Annotated in this window: 20 protein-coding genes and 1 pseudogene; 5 read left to right on the top strand and 16 right to left on the bottom strand. The window is 52.3% G+C overall.

Annotation, left to right across the window (positions count from 1 at the left end; translation table 11 throughout):
* Positions 1-165: 165 nt before the first annotated feature.
* Positions 166-825, top strand: coding sequence for a recombinase family protein (locus A6301_RS01965; protein WP_234256978.1), 660 nt, complete (start codon positions 166-168; stop codon positions 823-825).
* A 136-nt stretch (positions 826-961) separates the two neighbouring features.
* Positions 962-1,492, top strand: a complete 531-nt coding sequence (locus A6301_RS01960) for a GNAT family N-acetyltransferase (RefSeq protein WP_007372632.1) — start codon at positions 962-964, stop codon at positions 1,490-1,492.
* 82 nt (positions 1,493-1,574) lie between these two features.
* On the opposite strand, the gene arsH is transcribed toward A6301_RS01960, so the two are convergent.
* The 9 genes from arsH to A6301_RS01915 form a co-directional block, all read right to left on the bottom strand.
* Positions 1,575-2,297 (bottom strand): arsenical resistance protein ArsH, encoded by a 723-nt coding sequence (gene arsH, locus A6301_RS01955; protein ID WP_234256977.1) that lies wholly within the window; start codon positions 2,295-2,297, stop codon positions 1,575-1,577.
* A gap of 298 nt (positions 2,298-2,595) precedes the next feature.
* Positions 2,596-3,015, bottom strand: a complete 420-nt coding sequence (locus A6301_RS01950; protein WP_234256976.1) for a tyrosine-protein phosphatase — start codon at positions 3,013-3,015, stop codon at positions 2,596-2,598.
* Positions 3,016-3,232: 217 nt separating this feature from the next.
* Entirely contained in the window at positions 3,233-3,742 is a 510-nt protein-coding gene (locus A6301_RS01945; protein WP_234256975.1) for an arsenate reductase ArsC, read from the bottom strand.
* 72 nt (positions 3,743-3,814) lie between these two features.
* Entirely contained in the window at positions 3,815-4,243 is a 429-nt protein-coding gene (arsC, locus tag A6301_RS01940) for a glutaredoxin-dependent arsenate reductase (RefSeq protein ID WP_234256974.1), read from the bottom strand.
* A 57-nt stretch (positions 4,244-4,300) separates the two neighbouring features.
* Complete coding sequence (locus tag A6301_RS01935; RefSeq protein WP_234256973.1) at positions 4,301-5,590, bottom strand: arsenic transporter; 1,290 nt, start codon at positions 5,588-5,590, stop codon at positions 4,301-4,303.
* Between the two features lie 40 nt (positions 5,591-5,630).
* Positions 5,631-7,397 (bottom strand): arsenical pump-driving ATPase, encoded by a 1,767-nt coding sequence (arsA, locus tag A6301_RS01930; RefSeq protein ID WP_234257177.1) that lies wholly within the window; start codon positions 7,395-7,397, stop codon positions 5,631-5,633.
* A 23-nt stretch (positions 7,398-7,420) separates the two neighbouring features.
* The gene (gene arsD, locus A6301_RS01925) at positions 7,421-7,786 is read right to left on the bottom strand and encodes an arsenite efflux transporter metallochaperone ArsD (protein WP_234256972.1); all 366 of its coding nucleotides are present in this window, start codon (positions 7,784-7,786) and stop codon (positions 7,421-7,423) included.
* Between the two features lie 22 nt (positions 7,787-7,808).
* Positions 7,809-8,288 (bottom strand): arsenate reductase ArsC, encoded by a 480-nt coding sequence (locus A6301_RS01920; protein ID WP_234256971.1) that lies wholly within the window; start codon positions 8,286-8,288, stop codon positions 7,809-7,811.
* A 56-nt stretch (positions 8,289-8,344) separates the two neighbouring features.
* On the bottom strand, positions 8,345-8,698 hold the full coding sequence (locus tag A6301_RS01915; protein WP_234256970.1) for a metalloregulator ArsR/SmtB family transcription factor: 354 nt from the start codon (positions 8,696-8,698) through the stop codon (positions 8,345-8,347).
* Positions 8,699-9,111: 413 nt separating this feature from the next.
* Here A6301_RS01915 and A6301_RS22450 point away from each other — a divergent pair, with 413 nt between their 5' ends.
* The 3 genes from A6301_RS22450 to A6301_RS01900 all read left to right on the top strand — a co-directional run bounded on the left by A6301_RS22450 (position 9,112) and on the right by A6301_RS01900 (position 11,097).
* Positions 9,112-9,654: a sigma-70 family RNA polymerase sigma factor gene (locus A6301_RS22450; protein ID WP_370642166.1), complete on the top strand. Its 543-nt coding sequence runs from the start codon at positions 9,112-9,114 to the stop codon at positions 9,652-9,654.
* A gap of 197 nt (positions 9,655-9,851) precedes the next feature.
* Positions 9,852-10,853 (top strand): permease, encoded by a 1,002-nt coding sequence (locus tag A6301_RS01905; RefSeq protein WP_234256968.1) that lies wholly within the window; start codon positions 9,852-9,854, stop codon positions 10,851-10,853.
* Between the two features lie 13 nt (positions 10,854-10,866).
* Positions 10,867-11,097 (top strand): thioredoxin family protein, encoded by a 231-nt coding sequence (locus A6301_RS01900; RefSeq protein ID WP_234256967.1) that lies wholly within the window; start codon positions 10,867-10,869, stop codon positions 11,095-11,097.
* Between the two features lie 204 nt (positions 11,098-11,301).
* On the opposite strand, the gene A6301_RS01895 is transcribed toward A6301_RS01900, so the two are convergent.
* From A6301_RS01895 to A6301_RS01865, 7 genes and pseudogenes are all read right to left on the bottom strand, one after another.
* Positions 11,302-11,490 (bottom strand): hypothetical protein, encoded by a 189-nt coding sequence (locus A6301_RS01895; protein ID WP_234256966.1) that lies wholly within the window; start codon positions 11,488-11,490, stop codon positions 11,302-11,304.
* Between the two features lie 95 nt (positions 11,491-11,585).
* Complete coding sequence (locus tag A6301_RS01890) at positions 11,586-12,413, bottom strand: universal stress protein (protein ID WP_234257176.1); 828 nt, start codon at positions 12,411-12,413, stop codon at positions 11,586-11,588.
* A gap of 17 nt (positions 12,414-12,430) precedes the next feature.
* Complete coding sequence (locus A6301_RS01885; RefSeq protein WP_234256965.1) at positions 12,431-13,909, bottom strand: SulP family inorganic anion transporter; 1,479 nt, start codon at positions 13,907-13,909, stop codon at positions 12,431-12,433.
* 455 nt (positions 13,910-14,364) lie between these two features.
* Positions 14,365-14,709 (bottom strand): annotated as a pseudogene (locus tag A6301_RS01880) (amino acid ABC transporter permease); the annotation flags it as partial.
* A 78-nt stretch (positions 14,710-14,787) separates the two neighbouring features.
* A complete protein-coding gene (locus A6301_RS01875; protein ID WP_234256964.1) occupies positions 14,788-15,342 on the bottom strand; it encodes a GNAT family N-acetyltransferase in 555 nt (184 codons plus the stop codon).
* 74 nt (positions 15,343-15,416) lie between these two features.
* Positions 15,417-16,397: an ABC transporter substrate-binding protein gene (locus A6301_RS01870; protein ID WP_234256963.1), complete on the bottom strand. Its 981-nt coding sequence runs from the start codon at positions 16,395-16,397 to the stop codon at positions 15,417-15,419.
* A gap of 68 nt (positions 16,398-16,465) precedes the next feature.
* Positions 16,466-17,401, bottom strand: coding sequence for a transporter substrate-binding domain-containing protein (locus tag A6301_RS01865; RefSeq protein ID WP_205542508.1), 936 nt, complete (start codon positions 17,399-17,401; stop codon positions 16,466-16,468).
* Positions 17,402-17,420: the final 19 nt, after the last annotated feature.

The raw sequence follows: 17,420 nt of genomic DNA, 5'->3' as shown, positions 1-17,420 counted from the left end.
AGTTTCCCTCATAAATTATTCGGTGCGGTATTTTTAACAAAAATGCTTATCGCATAAGGGTACACCCTGATGCCACAATCAAAACGTGACGGCACACGATGAATGACATAACCTATATGCGATAGAATCAATGCAATAACTTAAATGCGATAATGCGGTGGAAAAATGTTCATCAGGGCTTATTTGAGAGCATCGACGGAAGATCAGTTCGCCGATCGGGCAAAAGAGATGCTGGAGCAGTTCGTCCAGGCGCGGGGGCATAAAGTAGCCAGCTACTACCGGGAGAATATCAGCGGGACAAAACTTAACAGTCCGGAACTGGGGCGTCTGCTGATGGACAGTCACCACAATGATATTTTACTGGTCGAGCAGATAGACCGCCTGACCCGTCTGAGTAACAGCGACTGGATGACGCTGAAAAAGCAGATTGAGCAACATGAATTGCGGATTGTCAGCCTGGATGTGCCCACATCATGGCAGGCGTTGTCGGATAAAGACCCTTCGCAGGCAGACCCGGTCACCCGGGCCGTGATAACTGCCATCAATAACATGCTTATCGACCTGATGGCGGCTATGTCGCATAAGGACTGGCTGAGTCGCCGCCAGCGGCAAAAACAGGGAATAGATCGGGCGCATTCTATGGGGAAATACCGTGGTAAGCAGGCTGACCATGAGCGTCATCAGAAAGTGTTGTATTACCGCCAGGTAAAAAAACTGAGCATCAGGGAAACTGCAGAAGCTACTGGTTACAGCCTTTCGCAGGTATGCAGAATACAGGCACTTTATAAACCCAGTGAAGGCCGTACAGAATCGCTGTCATTGTAAACTCAGCTGAATGAAGGATGACACGATTATCCGGCCGGATAAAATATTTAATTATAGGGGTGATAAGCATTTCGCTATGTCTGAAGTTTTTTCCATGAAGTACGCTTAAGCTCTTATTCAGCAGGGAGTTACACAGATGGAAATAACTGAAGCAGATGAAAGACATATATCCGCGATTCAGCAGATATACGCCTGGCATGTATTGCATGGCACAGCCACTTTTGAAACAGAGCCCCCCGATGTGGCAGAAATGACCGCCCGGCAAAAAAAGATACATGCTGCCGGACTCCCGTGGTTTGTCGCGACAGAGAATGGAGAGGTTCTGGGTTATTGTTACCTTTCACTTTACCGTGAAAGATGCGCATACCGGTTCACTCTGGAAGATTCCGTATACATAGCCCCTGCATTTCAGGGGCGAGGGATCGGAACGCTGTTATTGTCACGTGTAGTGGCATGGGCAGAGGAACATGGTTTTCGCCAGCTTATCGCCGTAGTGGGTAACAGTGAAAATATCGCCTCTCTTTCACTGCACCGTTCCGCAGGTTTCAGCCATACGGGGACACTCAAATCCGTGGGGTTTAAGCATGGTCGCTGGCTTGATACAGTAATACTGCAACGCACTCTTGGTGCCGGTGATGTTACACTTCCGGACATACCATCTGGCTGAAGCTCCTCTCTACATCCGGAAGGGCTATTACGGGGCGTGCCTTCCCCGAAAGAAACCAGATATCTCCCGTAAATCTTATGCACTATATGCTGCGCTGGTTTACCCTCCCGGAAAGTGCAGAGGCACTTTCCTTACGTTCACTGTAGCGGTCAACCAGGTAGGCAGCTCTCCCCCGGGTAAGCAACGTAAACTTCATCAGCTCTTCCATCACATCCACGATCCTGTCGTAATAGGCTGAGGGCTTCATCCTGCCTTCTTCATCAAATTCCTGCCAGGCTTTGGCGACTGACGACTGATTGGGAATGGTGATCATACGCATCCAGCGTCCTAAAATACGCATCTGGTTAACCGCGTTAAAGGACTGGGAGCCACCGCTGACCTGCATCACCGCCAGCGTTTTCCCCTGCGATGGGCGTACAGCCCCTTCGCTCAGTGGGATCCAGTCTATCTGTGCTTTCATAATCCCGGTCATCGCCCCATGACGTTCAGGGGAGCACCACACCATTCCTTCTGACCATCGCACCAGTTTACGTAGCTCGGCAACTTTTGGGTGGGTATCCGGAGCATCATCTGGCAGGGGAAGCCCGGACGGATTAAAAATACGAACTTCAGCGCCCATGGCGGTGAGCAGACGTGCCCCTTCCTCCGTAGCCAGGCGGCTGTATGAACGTTCACGTACAGATCCATAAAGCATCAAAATACGTGGTGCATGCCCGGGCGTTTCAGATAAAGGTTTGCCAGTGAAGTCCGGAGCATCGAAAATGTCAGGGATGATATTTGGCAGGCTGTCATTTAATTCGTTCATTGCAGGTTTTACTCACGGGTTGATGTATTGTTAAAACACTGGCTGCGCTGCCCATGCAACACTCATCCAGCAAAAATCCGACAATCTGGCTCAGTTGTTTATACTGCGGCTGGCAGTACAGGGTGACGGCCCTGCCTTTCCTGACGTATGAGCCTCACTGACTCCCTGAAAGGGCAGAGTGAAGAATCTGCTGCTGCCGGGCGTTTGAAAAACACAGTTCAGGGGCCATCAGGGGACAGGTTTGCCCCCTGATGGATAATTTTTCGACGGGCAGGTCTGCCAGCACATTACGGCGTTTTTACTGGTAGCCGTATCGCTTACTAAGATAATTGACCTGTACCGGCGAAGTCAGTGATTTTGGCCTGATTAGCTGGACCTGTTTTTTCACCTGAGCAGGCTGATAACCTGACTCGAGCATCAGAACAGCGGCCATCATGCCTGTCCGGCCAGAACCACCATGACAATGGATAACCAGCGTGCCGCCAGACCGGACTAAAGCCAGCAGGCTCGTTTTCTCTCGGGCAAATGCCTGTTCAAATGGCTCTTCAGGTGCACAGCTGTCTTGTACGGGGAGGTGAAACCAGTCCATATGAAGGTCAGCGCACAGTGACGGAAGTGCATCAGCCTGATGTTCACTGAGTTCAGCCAGCGTCATCATCGTGATAACAGCCTGCGCACCGGCTTCTTTTAAGGATTTTAATGAATCAGCAAGGGACACCCCTCTGGTTCCCGGGCAGGGGGTAAATATCAGCCTGGCACCATTGTCCAGGGTGAGAATATCAAACGGATGAAACATCAATAAAGACTCCATACTTATTGTTATTAATCTGGTTAACGTTATGCCTTTACCTCATCCATGCTGGCTGTATCAACAGGGATAACGTCCTCAGGACATCGTCAGAGTTTGTAAGAAAGGGTGGCCGACCGGTACCGGATTAATGTTCGTCAGTTCCGGTATTACCCATTGCCTGCAGCTGCTTCTGTAATGAAAGCCGATCGATTTTATCCAGGGGAAGGCTCAGAAACAGCCGGATGCGCGTGGCAATCTGTTTTTCAACCTCCACAAAAGCGTGGTATTTCTCCGTATCGGTTCCCTCTGTTAAAGCCGGATCCCGGAAACCCCAGTGGGCCGTTATGGGGCCGCCCGGGAACACCGGACATCCTTCTCCCGCCATCCGATCACACAGCGTAAAAATGAAATCCATTTGCGGAGCATCAGGATGCCGAAAGTTCTGCAGGTGTTTGCTTTTCAGGGATTCAGTACTGAATCCCTGATCGTTAAGTACCCTGAGCGTCAGCGGGTGAGGTGAACTGGCCGGTTGAGTGCCGGCGCTGAATGCCCGGAATTTTCCCCCGCCAAGCTGGTTCATCAGCACTTCCGCAAACAGGCTACGTGCCGAATTCCCTGAACACAGGAACAGGACATTGTATGTTTTACTCATCATCGCGGCTTACCTTCTGTCAGGCCGGAAAGGTATGATCGGGCCGCTCAGGTGCTGACAGCCCGACCACTGGGATTACTTCACGACACGCTGCCCCTGGGCATCAATCACCTGTTCGCCGTCCTCTTTGCTGAACGCTCCCTTTTGTGCATCCGGCAGAATTTCCAGCACCACCTCAGACGGACGGCACAGCCGGGTACCCAGAGGCGTAACCACAACAGGACGATTGATCAGGATGGGATGCTGCAGCATAAAATCAATCAGCTCATCGTCACTCCATTTGTCCTCTGCCAGGCCCAGTTGCTCATAAGGCTCCACATTTTTACGCAGCAGGTCGCGCACGCTGATCCCCATATCAGCGATGAGTGTGACCAGCTCAGCGCGGGCCGGCGGCGTCTCAAGGTATAAAATGACTGTGGGTTCCACACCACTGTTGCGGATCAATTCGAGGGTATTGCGGGACGTCCCGCAGGCCGGGTTATGATAAATCGTAATTGCGCTCATAAATCACTCTCTTAGGGTTTGACGGGCGCAGGTCAGTGACGACCAGTGCCGGGTTAATCAGAACGAAACGGATAAACGTAATGCCAGAGCAACCAGCGTCACAAACAGCACGGGCAGGGTCATTACGATGCCGACCCGGAAGTAATATCCCCAGGTGATCCGGATATCTTTCTGCGCCAGCACATGTAACCACAGCAGGGTGGCCAGACTGCCGATAGGGGTTATTTTGGGCCCCAGGTCGCTGCCAATGACATTGGCGTAAATCATGGCCTCTTTAATCACTCCGGTCGCGGTACTGCCATCGATAGACAGTGCTCCTACCAGGACGGTTGGCATATTATTCATGATCGAGGAGAGGAAGGCGGTCAGGAAGCCCGTGCCCAGCGTGGCCGCCCACAGGCCCTGGCTGGCGAACTGATTAAGCACAGCAGACAGGTAGTCAGTCAGTCCGGCATTACGCAGTCCGTAGACCACCAGATACATGCCCAGGGAGAAAATCACAATCTGCCAGGGGGCTCCGCGAAGCACCTTTCCGGTATTAATCGTATGTCCTTTTTTGGCGACCAGAAACAGGATGAGTGCGCCGACGGCGGCAACTGCACTGACGGGGATCCCCAGGGGTTCAAGCCCAAAGAATCCGAGCAGTAAAAGAGCCAGAACCCCCCAGCCTGTCCGGAAGGTATTCCGATCGCGGATAGCCTCTTCCGGCGCTTTAAGGCGCGAAATTTCATAGGTCGCGGGAATATCCTTCCGGAAATACAGATGCAGCATCACCAGGGTGGCAATAATGGCCGCGATATCAACCGGCACCATAACGGACGCATATTCATTGAACCCGAGCTTAAAGAAATCCGCCGAGACGATGTTCACCAGGTTCGAAACGATGAGCGGCAGGCTGGCGGAGTCTGCGATAAATCCTGCCGCCATGACGAACGCCAGCGTGGTGCCTTTACTGAATCCCAGTGCGAGCAACATGGCGATAACGATAGGTGTCAGGATGAGCGCCGCACCGTCGTTGGCAAACAGAGCCGCTACCGCAGCACCCAGTAAAACAATCCAGGAAAACAGCCATCGTCCGCGGCCGTTACCCCAGCGTGCGACGTGCAGAGCTGCCCATTCAAAGAAACCTGATTCGTCGAGTAACAGACTGATAATAATGACCGCAATGAACGCAGCCGTCGCATTCCAGACAATATGCCAGACGGCCGGAATATCACCGGGGTGAACCACACCAGTAATCAGTGCGAGTAAGGCCCCGAGCATTGCGCTCCAGCCTATTCCCAGCCCCCGGGGTTGCCAGATGACCAGTACAATGGTCAGAATAAAAATAGCTGCAGCCAGCCACATAAAGCCTCCTGTCGGGCAGGACTCTTACTGCCCGTATTTATTATTTTCCTGCCTGACGGGTAAGACGTTTGAGTTGTTCAATACCTGTAGGCTCTTCCTGCTGCAGAGGGATCAGCGCCATGCGTGAGGCCAGCTCCGTCCTGACCTTATTGATCTGAGCAGCTTCGTGTGCAGCCCTTGTTAATAACAGCGGTGACGTTGTTTCTGTTGCGACCAGACTGTTATTGATGAGCCATGCCCAGGGTTCAATACCGGCCCGACGTAAATCCTCCTGTAAACCGGCAGCTTCGAGAACAGGAGTGGTTTCAGGCAGGGTTACGAGCATGATTTTGGTTCGCTCAGGATCCTGCAACTGCATCATTGGCGTCAGATAATGCCCTTTTTCGCCCATTCGTTTTACCACTTCACGATGGTAAGCTCCCGTGGCATCCAGCAGTAACAGGGTGTGGCCTGTCGGGGCGGTATCCATGACCACAAAACGTTTCCCGGCTTCCCTGATCACACGGGAAAATGCCTGGAATACGGCGATTTCCTCCGTGCAGGGGGAACGTAAATCTTCTTCCAGTAACGCCCGTCCCTGTGGGTCCAGCTCCTTTCCTTTGGTGGCAAGAACATGTTCCCGGTAGCGCGCAGTCTCGGCATGCGGATCGATACGACTGACCTGGAGATGAGGCAGTTGTCCGTTAAGCGTGCTTTCAAGGTGTGCTGCGGGATCCGATGTGGTGAGATGGACATCAAACCCTTTATCAGCGAGGGCCACGGCAACAGCGGCGGCAAGCGTTGTTTTTCCCACGCCGCCTTTGCCCATCAGCATCACCAGACCATGTCCGTCACGGGCAATATCCTCAATCAGCATTTCCAGGGACGGTGCGGAGAGAGGCTCTGACACGGGTTTCGCTGCGGGCAGTGAGCATGGCTTATTTTCTCCCGTCAGCAAGCGGCGAAGCGCCGTCACGCCAACCAGGTTTTCCTGCTGAAGGCTTAACCTGTCCGTCGGAAGCGATGCAAGCACCTGCGGCATGTGAGAAAGAATACGTTGTTCACGCTGATACAGTGCGCTGGCAAGACTGTCCTCTGAGGCTTCTCCGGCAGGCATGATCCCGTTTATGACCAGGTACTGGTGCTTCAGACCGACATGCAACAGTTCATCATGCGTGCGGGCAACTTCAGCCAGCGTTGGCTGCTGAGCGCGGGCGACCAGGATTAACCGTGTCTTTTCCCCGTCTGCCAGCACCGATAATGCATGCGAGTAACGTTCCCGCTGTTTTTCCAGTCCGGCCAGCGGCCCAAGGCAGGATGCACCGTCAGGATTCGTCTCGATAAAACTGCTCCAGGCACCTGGCAGCTGTAGCAGACGAATGGTATGCCCTGTAGGGGCGGTATCAAAAATCACATGGTCAAAATCATTCAGTAACGCGTCGTCGGTCAGCAGCCCGGTGAACTCATCAAAGGCGGCAATTTCTGTTGTGCAGGCACCGGATAACTGTTCTTCAATGCTGCGGACGACATCTTCGGGCAAAATCCCTTTAACCGGATCAACGATGCGGGCACGATATTGTTGCGCCGCCGCCTGCGGATCGATTTCCAGCGCAGTGAGTCCGGGTACGTCAGAGATGACCGTCAGGGTGTTACCAATCTGCTGCCCGAAGACCTGGCCCACATTGGACGCGGGATCGGTACTGACCAGCAGGATGCGGTTGCCCTCTTCAGCCAGACGAATAGCGGTTGCGCAGGAAAGCGAGGTTTTTCCGACGCCACCTTTCCCCGTAAAAAAGAGAAACTTCGGGATAGTGTTGAGATAATTCATCATAAGCTCCTGTCCGGTTGGGTTCAGCAACATGACGTGTTGCCGCCACAGCAGTTTTTCCCCGGAGCCATACCAATTTTTTCCTGATTAAGCCCAAACCAGCGAGCCAGATCCTGCCGTGTAGGATAGCGACCGGACAGGGCGAACTCGCCATCCAGCAGAATTAATGGCAGGCTTTCAGCACCGGAGCGCTCAAGAAAGGCTTTAACTGAGGGATTCTCAGCAAATGCCAGAGGCTGCTGCGACAGGTTAAAACGTTCCACCGACACACCCTGCTGTTTCAGCCACGTGACGTCTGCGGAAAATGACACCAGAGCCTGGTCCACTTCCGTCCCGCACACGCCCGAACTGCAGCAAAGTGCCGGGTCATACACTGACAATGTTTTCATTCTCTATTCCTTCAGGTTTCAGTTAAAAAATGGTTTCACCGATCCGGTTCAGCTCAGCCTGAAGACGCTCCTCAGGGCCCGACAGGACTGATGGCGCAAGCAACAGAAAGGCTTCAATCCGGCGACGTAGAATATGCCAGGCCTGTTCGAAAGCGGCATCGATCTCCTCTTCACTTCCGGTAGCCTTATCAGGATCCTCGACTCCCCAGTGTGCCCTCACCGCCGGAGCCAGATACGCAGGACAGGTTTCACCCGCCGCATTCCCGCACACCGTGATCACCACATCCGGGGTCACAGGGAGGTTGTCCCACGATTTGCTGTAGTACCCATCTGTGGATATCCCTTCTTTCCTGAGAAGAGCAAGAGAGCGGGGATGGACTTCACCTTTAGGCTGACTGCCTGCGCTGAAGGCGTGATGCACTTCCGGTGAAAGCGCATTAAACGTCGCTTCGGCCAGAATGGAACGGCAGGAATTACCGGTACACAGAAAAAGAATATTCATAACATCACCATATAAATTCGTTAAAACATATATGTATGGATAAATTTTTTAATTTGTTAAAGACAAACCGCTCTGCCGCTGGTTGTGGCGCTGTTGCGGGCAATCCGCCCGGCCAGAAGCGAAATTTCCTCTTTCTGGCTTAAATAAGCCTGTTCAATGACGGCTGCCGCCCAGGCGGGCATATGCGCTGAAAGCCGGTAGTGGATCCATTTGCCTTCTCGGCGGTCAATAAGCAGTCCACATTCCCGTAGCATGGAGAGATGGCGGGATATTTTGGGCTGAGATTCCTCAAGCGTTCCGCAAAGCTCGCAAACACAGAGTTCTCCTGAAGCTCTCAGCAACAGAACGATTTTCAGGCGAGTTTCATCCGAGAGATTCTTGAAAAGCTGAAGCGCGGTAATCGGGGCCATAAATACTCCGGGGTTTTGTTCAACTTCATCTTAGTCTTCGCTGTATTGATGTCAATAACATATTCGATTTAATGAATATGAATGGCTATAATCAATAAGACTGAGCAAGGGAGGTCACAGTGCGTATCGAAAAAGTCACAGGCTGGTTATTCAGGCTGATCCCGGAACGCGTTTTTGACGCGTTATCCGGGATCGTATGCGCGGAAATGGATGGTATTGTGCATGATCCTCTGCCGGAAGAGACAGAGAGGAAGGCCACACGCCCAGCAACAGGACAGAAGCGGCGAAAATGAAAGTTCTGGCTGGATGCTGTCAGCCTGTCACATCGTCAGGGCCTCGGGATCCACCTCACTCTGCCGTGAGGCCCGTCGGCGACCCGACAGCAATTACGGAGATATCTGGAGAACGCTTTGATGGTGCAACAGACAGACTCACTGCCTTGCCTGATGAAGGCATGGAAGCTGCACGAACACGAACTTTATTGCTGGTTAATCAGACAAACGGGTAATCAGGCTGATACCGATGATCTGATACAGGAGATCTTCCTCAGGGCAGTACGGCAACAGCGGAAATTCTGTGACATCGTGAATACCAGAGCCTGGCTGTTTGAAGTTGCCCGCCATCTTGTCATTGATAAAAACCGCCGGCGGCGCGCATATCAGCCGCTCCATGAAGGTATGTGTATACCGGATAATGTCACAGAAACAGTCGACTCACTCGCCGAATGTCTGCCCCGGATACTGAATAAAATGACAGAATCGGATCGGACTATCCTTACACTCTGCGATATGGAAGGGATGAAACAGGCAGATTTTGCTGACCGAAAGGGTCTCACGCTTGCTGCAACCAAATCGCGATTATTACGGGCGAGAGCAAGATTGCATCAGAAACTCTCCACTGAATGCCAGGTCAGACTGGACGAGTCCGGTCGGGTATGTTGTTTTACTCCCCGGTGAAGACCTCAGGACATGCAGGGAACCTGTTTCTGCGGCATATCATCCCTTGATTGCTGTGGTGGGGATGACGTTATCAGAACATAGAATGAGGCAAGCCGCTGCTCAGGTAAATCTTTCCCGGTAAATCGTAAAAATCAGCATCCTTTTCTGTCAAACAGCGTCTTCCGTGGAAACAACCATCGTGAGGCATGTACGTTATGTTCCAGATTTTCACTGATTTTGCCACCTGGCTGGTCTATGAAAGGCTTAGTCTCAGTCCTTCAACCAAACTGGGGGATGCTCTCCATTTTTTTGTCGAAGACGTGAGCAAGATTTTCATTCTGTTGCTGGTCTTAATCTACTTCGTGGCTATATTACGGGCCTCGCTGGATGTCGGTAGGGTCAGAGATTATCTCGCCGGTAAGCACCGGGGGACAGGATATTTTCTGGGCTCCTGCTTTGGTGCCATTACGCCGTTCTGCTCCTGCTCGAGTATCCCTGTATTTCTGGGATTTACATCAGCGGGTATACCGCTCGGGATTACCATGGCCTTTCTTATCACTTCCCCGCTTATCAATGAAGTCGCCGTCCTGCTTCTGGTCAGCCTGCTCGGATGGAAGTTCACACTTGTTTATATTGTTGTCGGTATGGCTGTTGGTATAGCTGGCGGGGCTTTTCTTGATCATATTAAGGGCGAACGATGGTTAGCCGACTTTGCTGCTGACGCCCTCAGGGAAGGGCAGCAACATCAGACTGATGGGATCCGCCTCCCCACCGGGACACAGCACATGTCTCTCTCAAGGCGACATGCCTTTGCTAAAGATGAAACGCTCACCATTTTTAAACGAGTCTGGTTCTGGGTCATTCTCGGGGTCGGGCTTGGCGCGGCGCTCCATGGGTTTGTGCCGGACGGATGGATCGCGTCGCATCTTGGTGCCGGCCAGTGGTGGACCGTTCCGGTAGCCGTACTGGTTGGCATTCCTCTCTATTCCAATGCGACCGGTGTCATCCCCGTGATGGAAAGCCTGATAACCAACGGCCTGCCAGTGGGTACAGCACTGGCTTTTTGCATGAGCACTGTGGCAGTCAGCTTCCCTGAGTTCGTTCTGCTCAAACAAGTAATGAAGTGGCAATTACTTTTTATCCTGCTGCTGATGTTGCTGACCGCATTCACACTGGTTGGCTGGGTTTTTAACGTGGTATTCCCACTGGTTTCCTGAAGAGGATAATAAAATGAAGCATGTAAAAGTCCTGGGTACAGGGTGTTCCGGTTGCAAAACAACCCTCCGGCTTATCCGCCAGGTCGCTGATGAGCGTGGCGTCGCTGTTCAGCTTGAAAAAGTGGAGTCATTACCTGAAATAATGAAATACAAAGTGATGTCGACACCGGCAGTCGTCATTGATGACATCGTTGTACATGCTGGAGGAATACCGTCAAGAGACATGATCGAAAGCTGGCTCTGATCTACCCTGCAGAAGGCATCACTGAGAGGTGTAAAGGTCTGGCCCGGAGATTATGTATTCACCTCCGGGCGCTCTCCAGCGCAGGTAACATACAGACGCTGATTCTTCATTTTTCAGGGCCGGTTAAGGATAGCGTTTTACTCTCCGGATACGGACAGGCTTTCTACCGCCTTTGTTCACTCTTTATTCAGACGATTATACAATTTATTCGTTCGCACTCTGACGTTTCGCTTCAAGCTCAAGGATCCAAAGGCACATCTGCTCAATAAGCTCAGGGGTAATCGTTTTTTTAAAACGAGCAATAACTTCAGCATCCGTGTCATCCATATATTTTAAGGGCTTCTCAAATGCCAGGGTGGCAAGCCGGGAAAGTGCAAGAATTTCATCAATCATAAGGGGTTTCTGCATATTTCCGCCTTCTCTTGCAGATTCAGGGGGGGGGGGCAGTCTGGCACCAGGCGTTCCCGGAGTTTTCTCCGGGAACTGAGTTATCTGAGCATTAACAGGGGAACACGCGTCTGTTCGAGCATCGCAGTGGTGTTACTTCCGATGAAAAAACGTCGCAGGGAAGAGTGGCCATATGCCCCCATCACAATCAGATCCATATCGTTGTCCGAGACATACTCGCAGAGTGCCTCCGTGATCGAACGTCCTTCCGCTAACCGGGATATCGCACTGATGCCAGCGCTCTGCAGACTACGCTTCGCCTCTTCAAGAGGATGAGCATCCCCGTTAACCATCACGATATGACACTCCATGCCCTGCAGCAGAGGGCTGAGCGTCAGTCGACGCAGGTTTCTCCGGCTTTCCTCACTGCCATCAAACGCAAACATGACTCTGGAAGGGACAGAAAAAGCTTCAGGTACAATCATTACCGGCTTCTTCTGCAGGCGGATAATGCTCTCCAGATTGCTGCCAACCGGGTGCTGTGCTCCCCGGCGGCCGAGCACCATCAGACGAATACCCTTCAGGTCAGCCAGGATGATATCCAGTGCGCCATGCTTCTGAAGTTGCTGAACATCCGGGATACCAGTCTGACTGAGCAGTTCTGCGCATCCGGCAAGAATGGCGCGTCCCTGCGTCATCAGCAGACGGTTACGCTCCCCCTCTATCCGGACAAGTTCCTGCGTCAGTTGCTCCCGGCTGTCAATACCGATAGCCCCCGTCAGGTCAGAAACAGCCGGTTGTTCATTTTTTTCAAGCACATGCAGCAGGGCAAGAGGTGCGTCAAGCTTCCCTGCAACCCAGGCCGCATACTCACACACAGAACGTGTTGATGACGAACCATCCACGCAGGCAATAACGGTGTTTTCCATATCATTAATTTCTGACATTAATGACCTCCCATCAGTTTTTCGACTTCTTCGGGTTTATCGTGAACACCAAAGCGATCAACGATTGTACGGGTTGCTTCGTTCATCCCTCGGATCTCAACGTCTGTTCCTTCTCTGCGGAATTTAATAACCACCTTATCCAGAGCGCTGACTGACGTAATGTCCCAGAAATGAGCATGCGTCACATCAATGACCACTTTCTCTACGGCCTCGCGAAAATCAAAATACGCCATAAAGCGGTCGGCAGAGGCAAAGAACACCTGCCCGGTGACCTTATAGAGCCGGGTTTCTTCCCTGAGTTCTGAAGAGACAGCCAGAAAACGCGCCACTTTAGTGGCAAAATTCAGGGAAGCGATCAGCACACCGGTGAGTACCCCGAATGCCAGATTATGAGTGGCCACCACCACCACAACCGTTGCCAGCATCACCACGCTGGTTGAAACAGGATGGCTTTTAAGATCCACAACTGAACGCCATGAAAAGGTACCAATTGAAACCATGATCATCACGGCGACCAGCGCGGCCATAGGGATTTGCGAGACCAGGTCCCTAAGGAAGACCACCATACACAGCAGGACCACACCGGCAGTGAGGGTGGACAGACGGCCCCGGCCACCAGACTTGACGTTGATAACGGACTGACCAATCATTGCACAGCCCGCCATCCCCCCGATAAAGGAGGTGCAGATATTGGCGATGCCCTGTGCCTTGCATTCCCTGTTTTTATCACTGGGGGTATCGGTCATATCGTCCACAATCGTGGCCGTCATCATTGATTCCAGTAGTCCTACAACAGCGAGCCCTGCGGAGTACGGGAGAATGATCAGGAGCGTATCAAGATTCAGCGGAATGTCCGGCAACAGGAAGACCGGGAGGCTGTCAGGCAGTTTCCCCATATCCCCGACAGTACGCACATCCAGATGCAGCCACATGGCAATAGCCGTCAGTACCACGATACAGACAAGGGGAGAAGGGATTGTTTTATTCAGATACGGGAAGAGGTAAATAATGGCGAGTCCCCCTGCCGTCATTGCATAAACATGCCAGGTCACATTGGTGAGCTCAGGTAACTGCGCCAAGAAAATCAGGATCGCGAGTGCATTAACGAAGCCGGTGACCACGGAGCGTGAGACTAATCGCATGAGGCCGCCGAGCTTAAGATAGCCAGCTATTAGCTGGAATATGCCGGTCAGCACGGAGGCAGCCAGTAAGTACTGCAGTCCATGATCCTTCACCAGGGTCACCATCAGGAGCGCCATTGCTCCCGTTGAGGAAGATATCATCGCCGGGCGACCACCAAAGAAGGCCATAACCAGCGGGATACAGAAGGCGGAGTAAAGCCCCACCTGAGGGTCAACACCGGCAATAATGGAAAAGGCGATCGCTTCTGGAATGAGTGCGAGCGCGACAACAATACCAGCCAGCACGTCACCACGGACGTTACCCAGCCAGTCCTTACGCGTCGAGGACAGCAACATAGTAATTTCTCAGTTTTCAGATGTAGTTAGCCCCGGAGGACATAAGTTTTAAATACGGTAAAGCACATCCGCAGACGGGATGTTATTGCGTGCGTTCTGAGGCTCGCTCAGTACGGCGGAGGAAGGAAAAACTCAGGGTGGCGTAATGCGCATGGTCAGCAGGTAAATCCTCGAAATCAGGTACACAGTTCTTTGTGAGAAAAATAAGCCAGCGCAATGTACTTTTGTGCTGACCACATGCTCTGCTTGATGCAGAGTCTTACTACTATAAACGAAAATACAACACGATCAATGCAAAGGCCCCATACGGGCAGTTTAAGCAACAGAATATGACTGTCGGTGATCAAGGTAACCGCATGCATGTCTTGATATCAGAAAGAATACGTTTCCTGAACATCCCCTACGTTGATAAAAAAGTTCTTAACGTACAATAATTTTCGATATCCAAACTGACCCCAGATATACAGCCATGACAGCGTGGAAAGCAGGTACGACGGCGAAAGGCGAGCCAGCGCCAGCGCGGTGCCGAAAATAATGCTGAATAATGTGCCAAGTGCGGTCAGCAACAGCGTTTGCCCTAGTCCGGTAAGAATCACTGGATTAAAAAACCACTCGGCAAAGACTGCCCACTCCCAACGTGGGTTCAGCGCGATGGATTGAATAATCCCGGCAAAAATAAACAGCGAAAACAGCGCACCGGCAAAGCGGAAAGGGTAACGCGCGGGAACAATGTTTAATGGCGGTTCCTGTGCCTGACTCAGCGGTGGCTGTTGAGAAGACGTTTGTAGAGATTGCGTCATGATCGATACCATTTGAAGGTGATGCTGAAAAATGTCGTTTTGTGGTTAACCCATTGCGTTATTAGTGGTGCGTAAGGATCAACACAATTTCAAATGGCGGTTGATCATCTCGACTTCCGTTTGCCACGCGGCCTGTGGCGTTGCTATTTCAAACAGTGCTTTCTTAAACGGTAAACGCCCATCGTAAGGAGGAATGCTGTAAGTCGCTGGATCGATGGTGGTATCGAACTGAGGGGTATAACCGTGGCTCAGGTATAAGCGCACCGCTTCAGGCTGACGGAAGCCCGTCGTCAGGAAAAAATGCTGATAGCCTAGTCGCCGGGCATGCTGCTCCAGCTCTTGCATCACTTTCCCTGCTAACCCCTGACGGCGCAGCGAATTATCCGTCCATACCCGTTTAATCTCAGCGGTGGTGCTGTCGTAGCGTTTAAATGCGCCGGTAGCAATGGGGACACCTTGACGCAGCAGCGCAATAAAAATGCCGTGCGGCTGTTGGTAGATTCCCGGAGGATCGCTTTCCCGTTCACCAAAAAAATCGCCATAACGCTGTGCATATTCCGCGAACAGACCGTCGATAATGGGGGCCACAATAGGGTCTTCGGGCTGGGTAATGATGAAGATGTCGTCGGACATAAGTGCTCCTGATTCATTAGCGTATTACGGGCTATCGGTAACGTACATGACATCCCGATAGCCATAGGACGGGATTAATCGCCCAGCCCAGGTGGATTGATTTCTGAACGGTCAATACGCTCAATACTCTCTCCCCAACGGTTCAGCACCCGATCGTATTCGCCGCTTTTAATCACGCCGTTCAACGCGGTATTAATCGGCTGTACCAATCCGCTGCCTTTGCGCGTGGTGACTGCGATATGTGCGACGTCGGGGTAACCGCCGTTTACCGTACCCACATGCTTAACTTTGCCTGTCAGCTCTGCCTTGTAGGCACCCACCACGTTTGGACCAAAATAGGCATCAGAACGGCCGGATTGCAGGCTGAGGTTGGCGGCGGCATCGTCCGTGACATAGATCGGCTGAAAGGCGGGCAGGCCGTTGGCGCGATTTTGTTTATCCCACGCCAGCAGGACGGCTTCCTGATTAGTGCCTGAGCCGACGATAATCTTCAGCCCGGCGATGTCTTTCGCTTCCTTGATGGATTGAATCTTACTGGTGGATTTCACATAGAAACCGAGTGAATCGATGCGGTAAGTGGCGAAATCGAACTTTTCTTTACGCTCTTTGGTGACCGTAATGTTGATGATGGCGGCGTCATATTTACCGGAGGCTACACCGAGCGGCCAGTCTTCCCACGAGGTGGGCACAATGTTCAGCTCCAGCCCAAGGCTGTCTGCCACCAGTCGGGCGATATCCGGCTCGCTGCCCACCACGGTTTTGTTGTCGTCAGCCAAAAAGGCCAACGGCGGTGATGATCCCAACGCGGCAATGGCGACGGTGAACTTGCCCGGCGTAACAAACTTAAAGTCGGCTGGAATCTGCGTGATGGCCTCTGCATTTTTCGGTGCATGGATTGGCTGCTGATTGGCTTTCAGGTCGATGGCGGCCTGTACGCTGGTTGCGGACAGCGTGCCGAGCAGTAGCGATCCTGCCAGTAGCGTTGTCAAAAGTGATGGGCGCACGCGAGGTGTTGCGACCGACTGTGCGTTGATGTGGGTGATCTCTTTTTGCATCTCTTTTTCCCTTGCAGGTTATTATTTATAATGGTGACATTGTCACTTTTGGGGTTAATTACCGTTACTTAATCACCGATACCTGGCGGATTTACCACGGACTGCGTGACCTTTTCATCGTCTTCACCCCAGCGATCCAGTACCTGTGCATAGCTACCGTTGTGGATCGTGCCATTGATGGCGGTGCTGATTGCCTGCGCCAGACCATTGCCTTTTTGCGTGGTGACGGCGACATAAGCGACCGTCGGGCCTTTGCCTACCATGCGCGTCTTGCCCGTCAGCGCTGCTTTATAGGCTCCGATGGAATGTGGACCGAAAAACGCATCAACGCGCCCAGACTGAATGCTCAGATTGGCGGCAGCATCGTCGGTGACGTAGACCGGCTGCACGGGGGGAAGGCCATTGGCACGGTTTTGTCGGTCCCACCCCAACAAAATGTTTTCCTGATTGGTACCGGAACCGACAATTACCTTCAGGCCCGCCACGTCTTCCGGCTTATTGATTGCGGTAATTTTGCTGGTCGATTTCACATAAAAACCCAATGTATCAATGCGGTAGGTAGCGAAATCGAATTTTTCTTTGCGCGGTTTTGTCACGGCAATATTAAAAATAGCGGCATCGTATTTCCCCGCCGTGATACCCAGCGGCCAGTCCTCCCAAGAAGCAGGAACCAGCTTTAGTTCGAGCCCGAGACTGTCTGCCACCAGCCGTGCGATGTCGGCGTCGCTGCCGACAATCGTTTTGTTGTCGTCAGCCAGCAACGAGAGCGGCGGTGAACTGAGCGATGAGACGGTAACGGTCAATTTACCCGGCGTCACAAATTTGAAATGAGCCGGAATCTGCGCAATAGCCTCGGCATTTTTCCCCGTGCGAATGGGAATCTGGTTGGCCTTGAGATCAATACGGCTGACGAATCCCGTGTCTTGCGCCTGCGCACTTATTGCCAGCGTGGCGCTAAGCAGCGTTGCCAGATTTGTCGCGGTAATAAAAGGGGAACGTTTCACGGTAAATCTCCTGTAGCGC

The sequence above is a fragment of the Pectobacterium sp. IFB5596 genome, assembly GCF_021432585.1.
Taxonomy (GTDB): Bacteria; Pseudomonadota; Gammaproteobacteria; order Enterobacterales; family Enterobacteriaceae; genus Pectobacterium; species Pectobacterium punjabense.
The sequence above is the reverse complement of the archived record's forward strand: the minus strand, read 5'-3'. Positions and strand labels throughout refer to the sequence as shown.

Excerpts from the sequence above, each read along its gene's own strand:
- A6301_RS01965 (WP_234256978.1), top strand. The coding sequence starts at position 166 with ATGTTCATCAGGGCTTATTTGAGAGCATCGACGGAAGATCAGTTCGCC.
- A6301_RS01960 (WP_007372632.1), top strand. The coding sequence starts at position 962 with ATGGAAATAACTGAAGCAGATGAAAGACATATATCCGCGATTCAGCAG.
- arsH (WP_234256977.1), bottom strand. The coding sequence starts at position 2,297 with ATGAACGAATTAAATGACAGCCTGCCAAATATCATCCCTGACATTTTC.
- A6301_RS01945 (WP_234256975.1), bottom strand. The coding sequence starts at position 3,742 with ATGATGAGTAAAACATACAATGTCCTGTTCCTGTGTTCAGGGAATTCG.
- arsC (WP_234256974.1), bottom strand. The coding sequence starts at position 4,243 with ATGAGCGCAATTACGATTTATCATAACCCGGCCTGCGGGACGTCCCGC.
- A6301_RS01935 (WP_234256973.1), bottom strand. The coding sequence starts at position 5,590 with ATGTGGCTGGCTGCAGCTATTTTTATTCTGACCATTGTACTGGTCATC.
- arsA (WP_234257177.1), bottom strand. The coding sequence starts at position 7,397 with ATGAATTATCTCAACACTATCCCGAAGTTTCTCTTTTTTACGGGGAAA.
- arsD (WP_234256972.1), bottom strand. The coding sequence starts at position 7,786 with ATGAAAACATTGTCAGTGTATGACCCGGCACTTTGCTGCAGTTCGGGC.
- A6301_RS01920 (WP_234256971.1), bottom strand. The coding sequence starts at position 8,288 with ATGAATATTCTTTTTCTGTGTACCGGTAATTCCTGCCGTTCCATTCTG.
- A6301_RS01915 (WP_234256970.1), bottom strand. The coding sequence starts at position 8,698 with ATGGCCCCGATTACCGCGCTTCAGCTTTTCAAGAATCTCTCGGATGAA.
- A6301_RS22450 (WP_370642166.1), top strand. The coding sequence starts at position 9,112 with ATGGTGCAACAGACAGACTCACTGCCTTGCCTGATGAAGGCATGGAAG.
- A6301_RS01905 (WP_234256968.1), top strand. The coding sequence starts at position 9,852 with ATGTTCCAGATTTTCACTGATTTTGCCACCTGGCTGGTCTATGAAAGG.
- A6301_RS01900 (WP_234256967.1), top strand. The coding sequence starts at position 10,867 with ATGAAGCATGTAAAAGTCCTGGGTACAGGGTGTTCCGGTTGCAAAACA.
- A6301_RS01895 (WP_234256966.1), bottom strand. The coding sequence starts at position 11,490 with ATGATTGATGAAATTCTTGCACTTTCCCGGCTTGCCACCCTGGCATTT.
- A6301_RS01890 (WP_234257176.1), bottom strand. The coding sequence starts at position 12,413 with ATGGAAAACACCGTTATTGCCTGCGTGGATGGTTCGTCATCAACACGT.
- A6301_RS01885 (WP_234256965.1), bottom strand. The coding sequence starts at position 13,909 with ATGTTGCTGTCCTCGACGCGTAAGGACTGGCTGGGTAACGTCCGTGGT.
- A6301_RS01875 (WP_234256964.1), bottom strand. The coding sequence starts at position 15,342 with ATGTCCGACGACATCTTCATCATTACCCAGCCCGAAGACCCTATTGTG.
- A6301_RS01870 (WP_234256963.1), bottom strand. The coding sequence starts at position 16,397 with ATGCAAAAAGAGATCACCCACATCAACGCACAGTCGGTCGCAACACCT.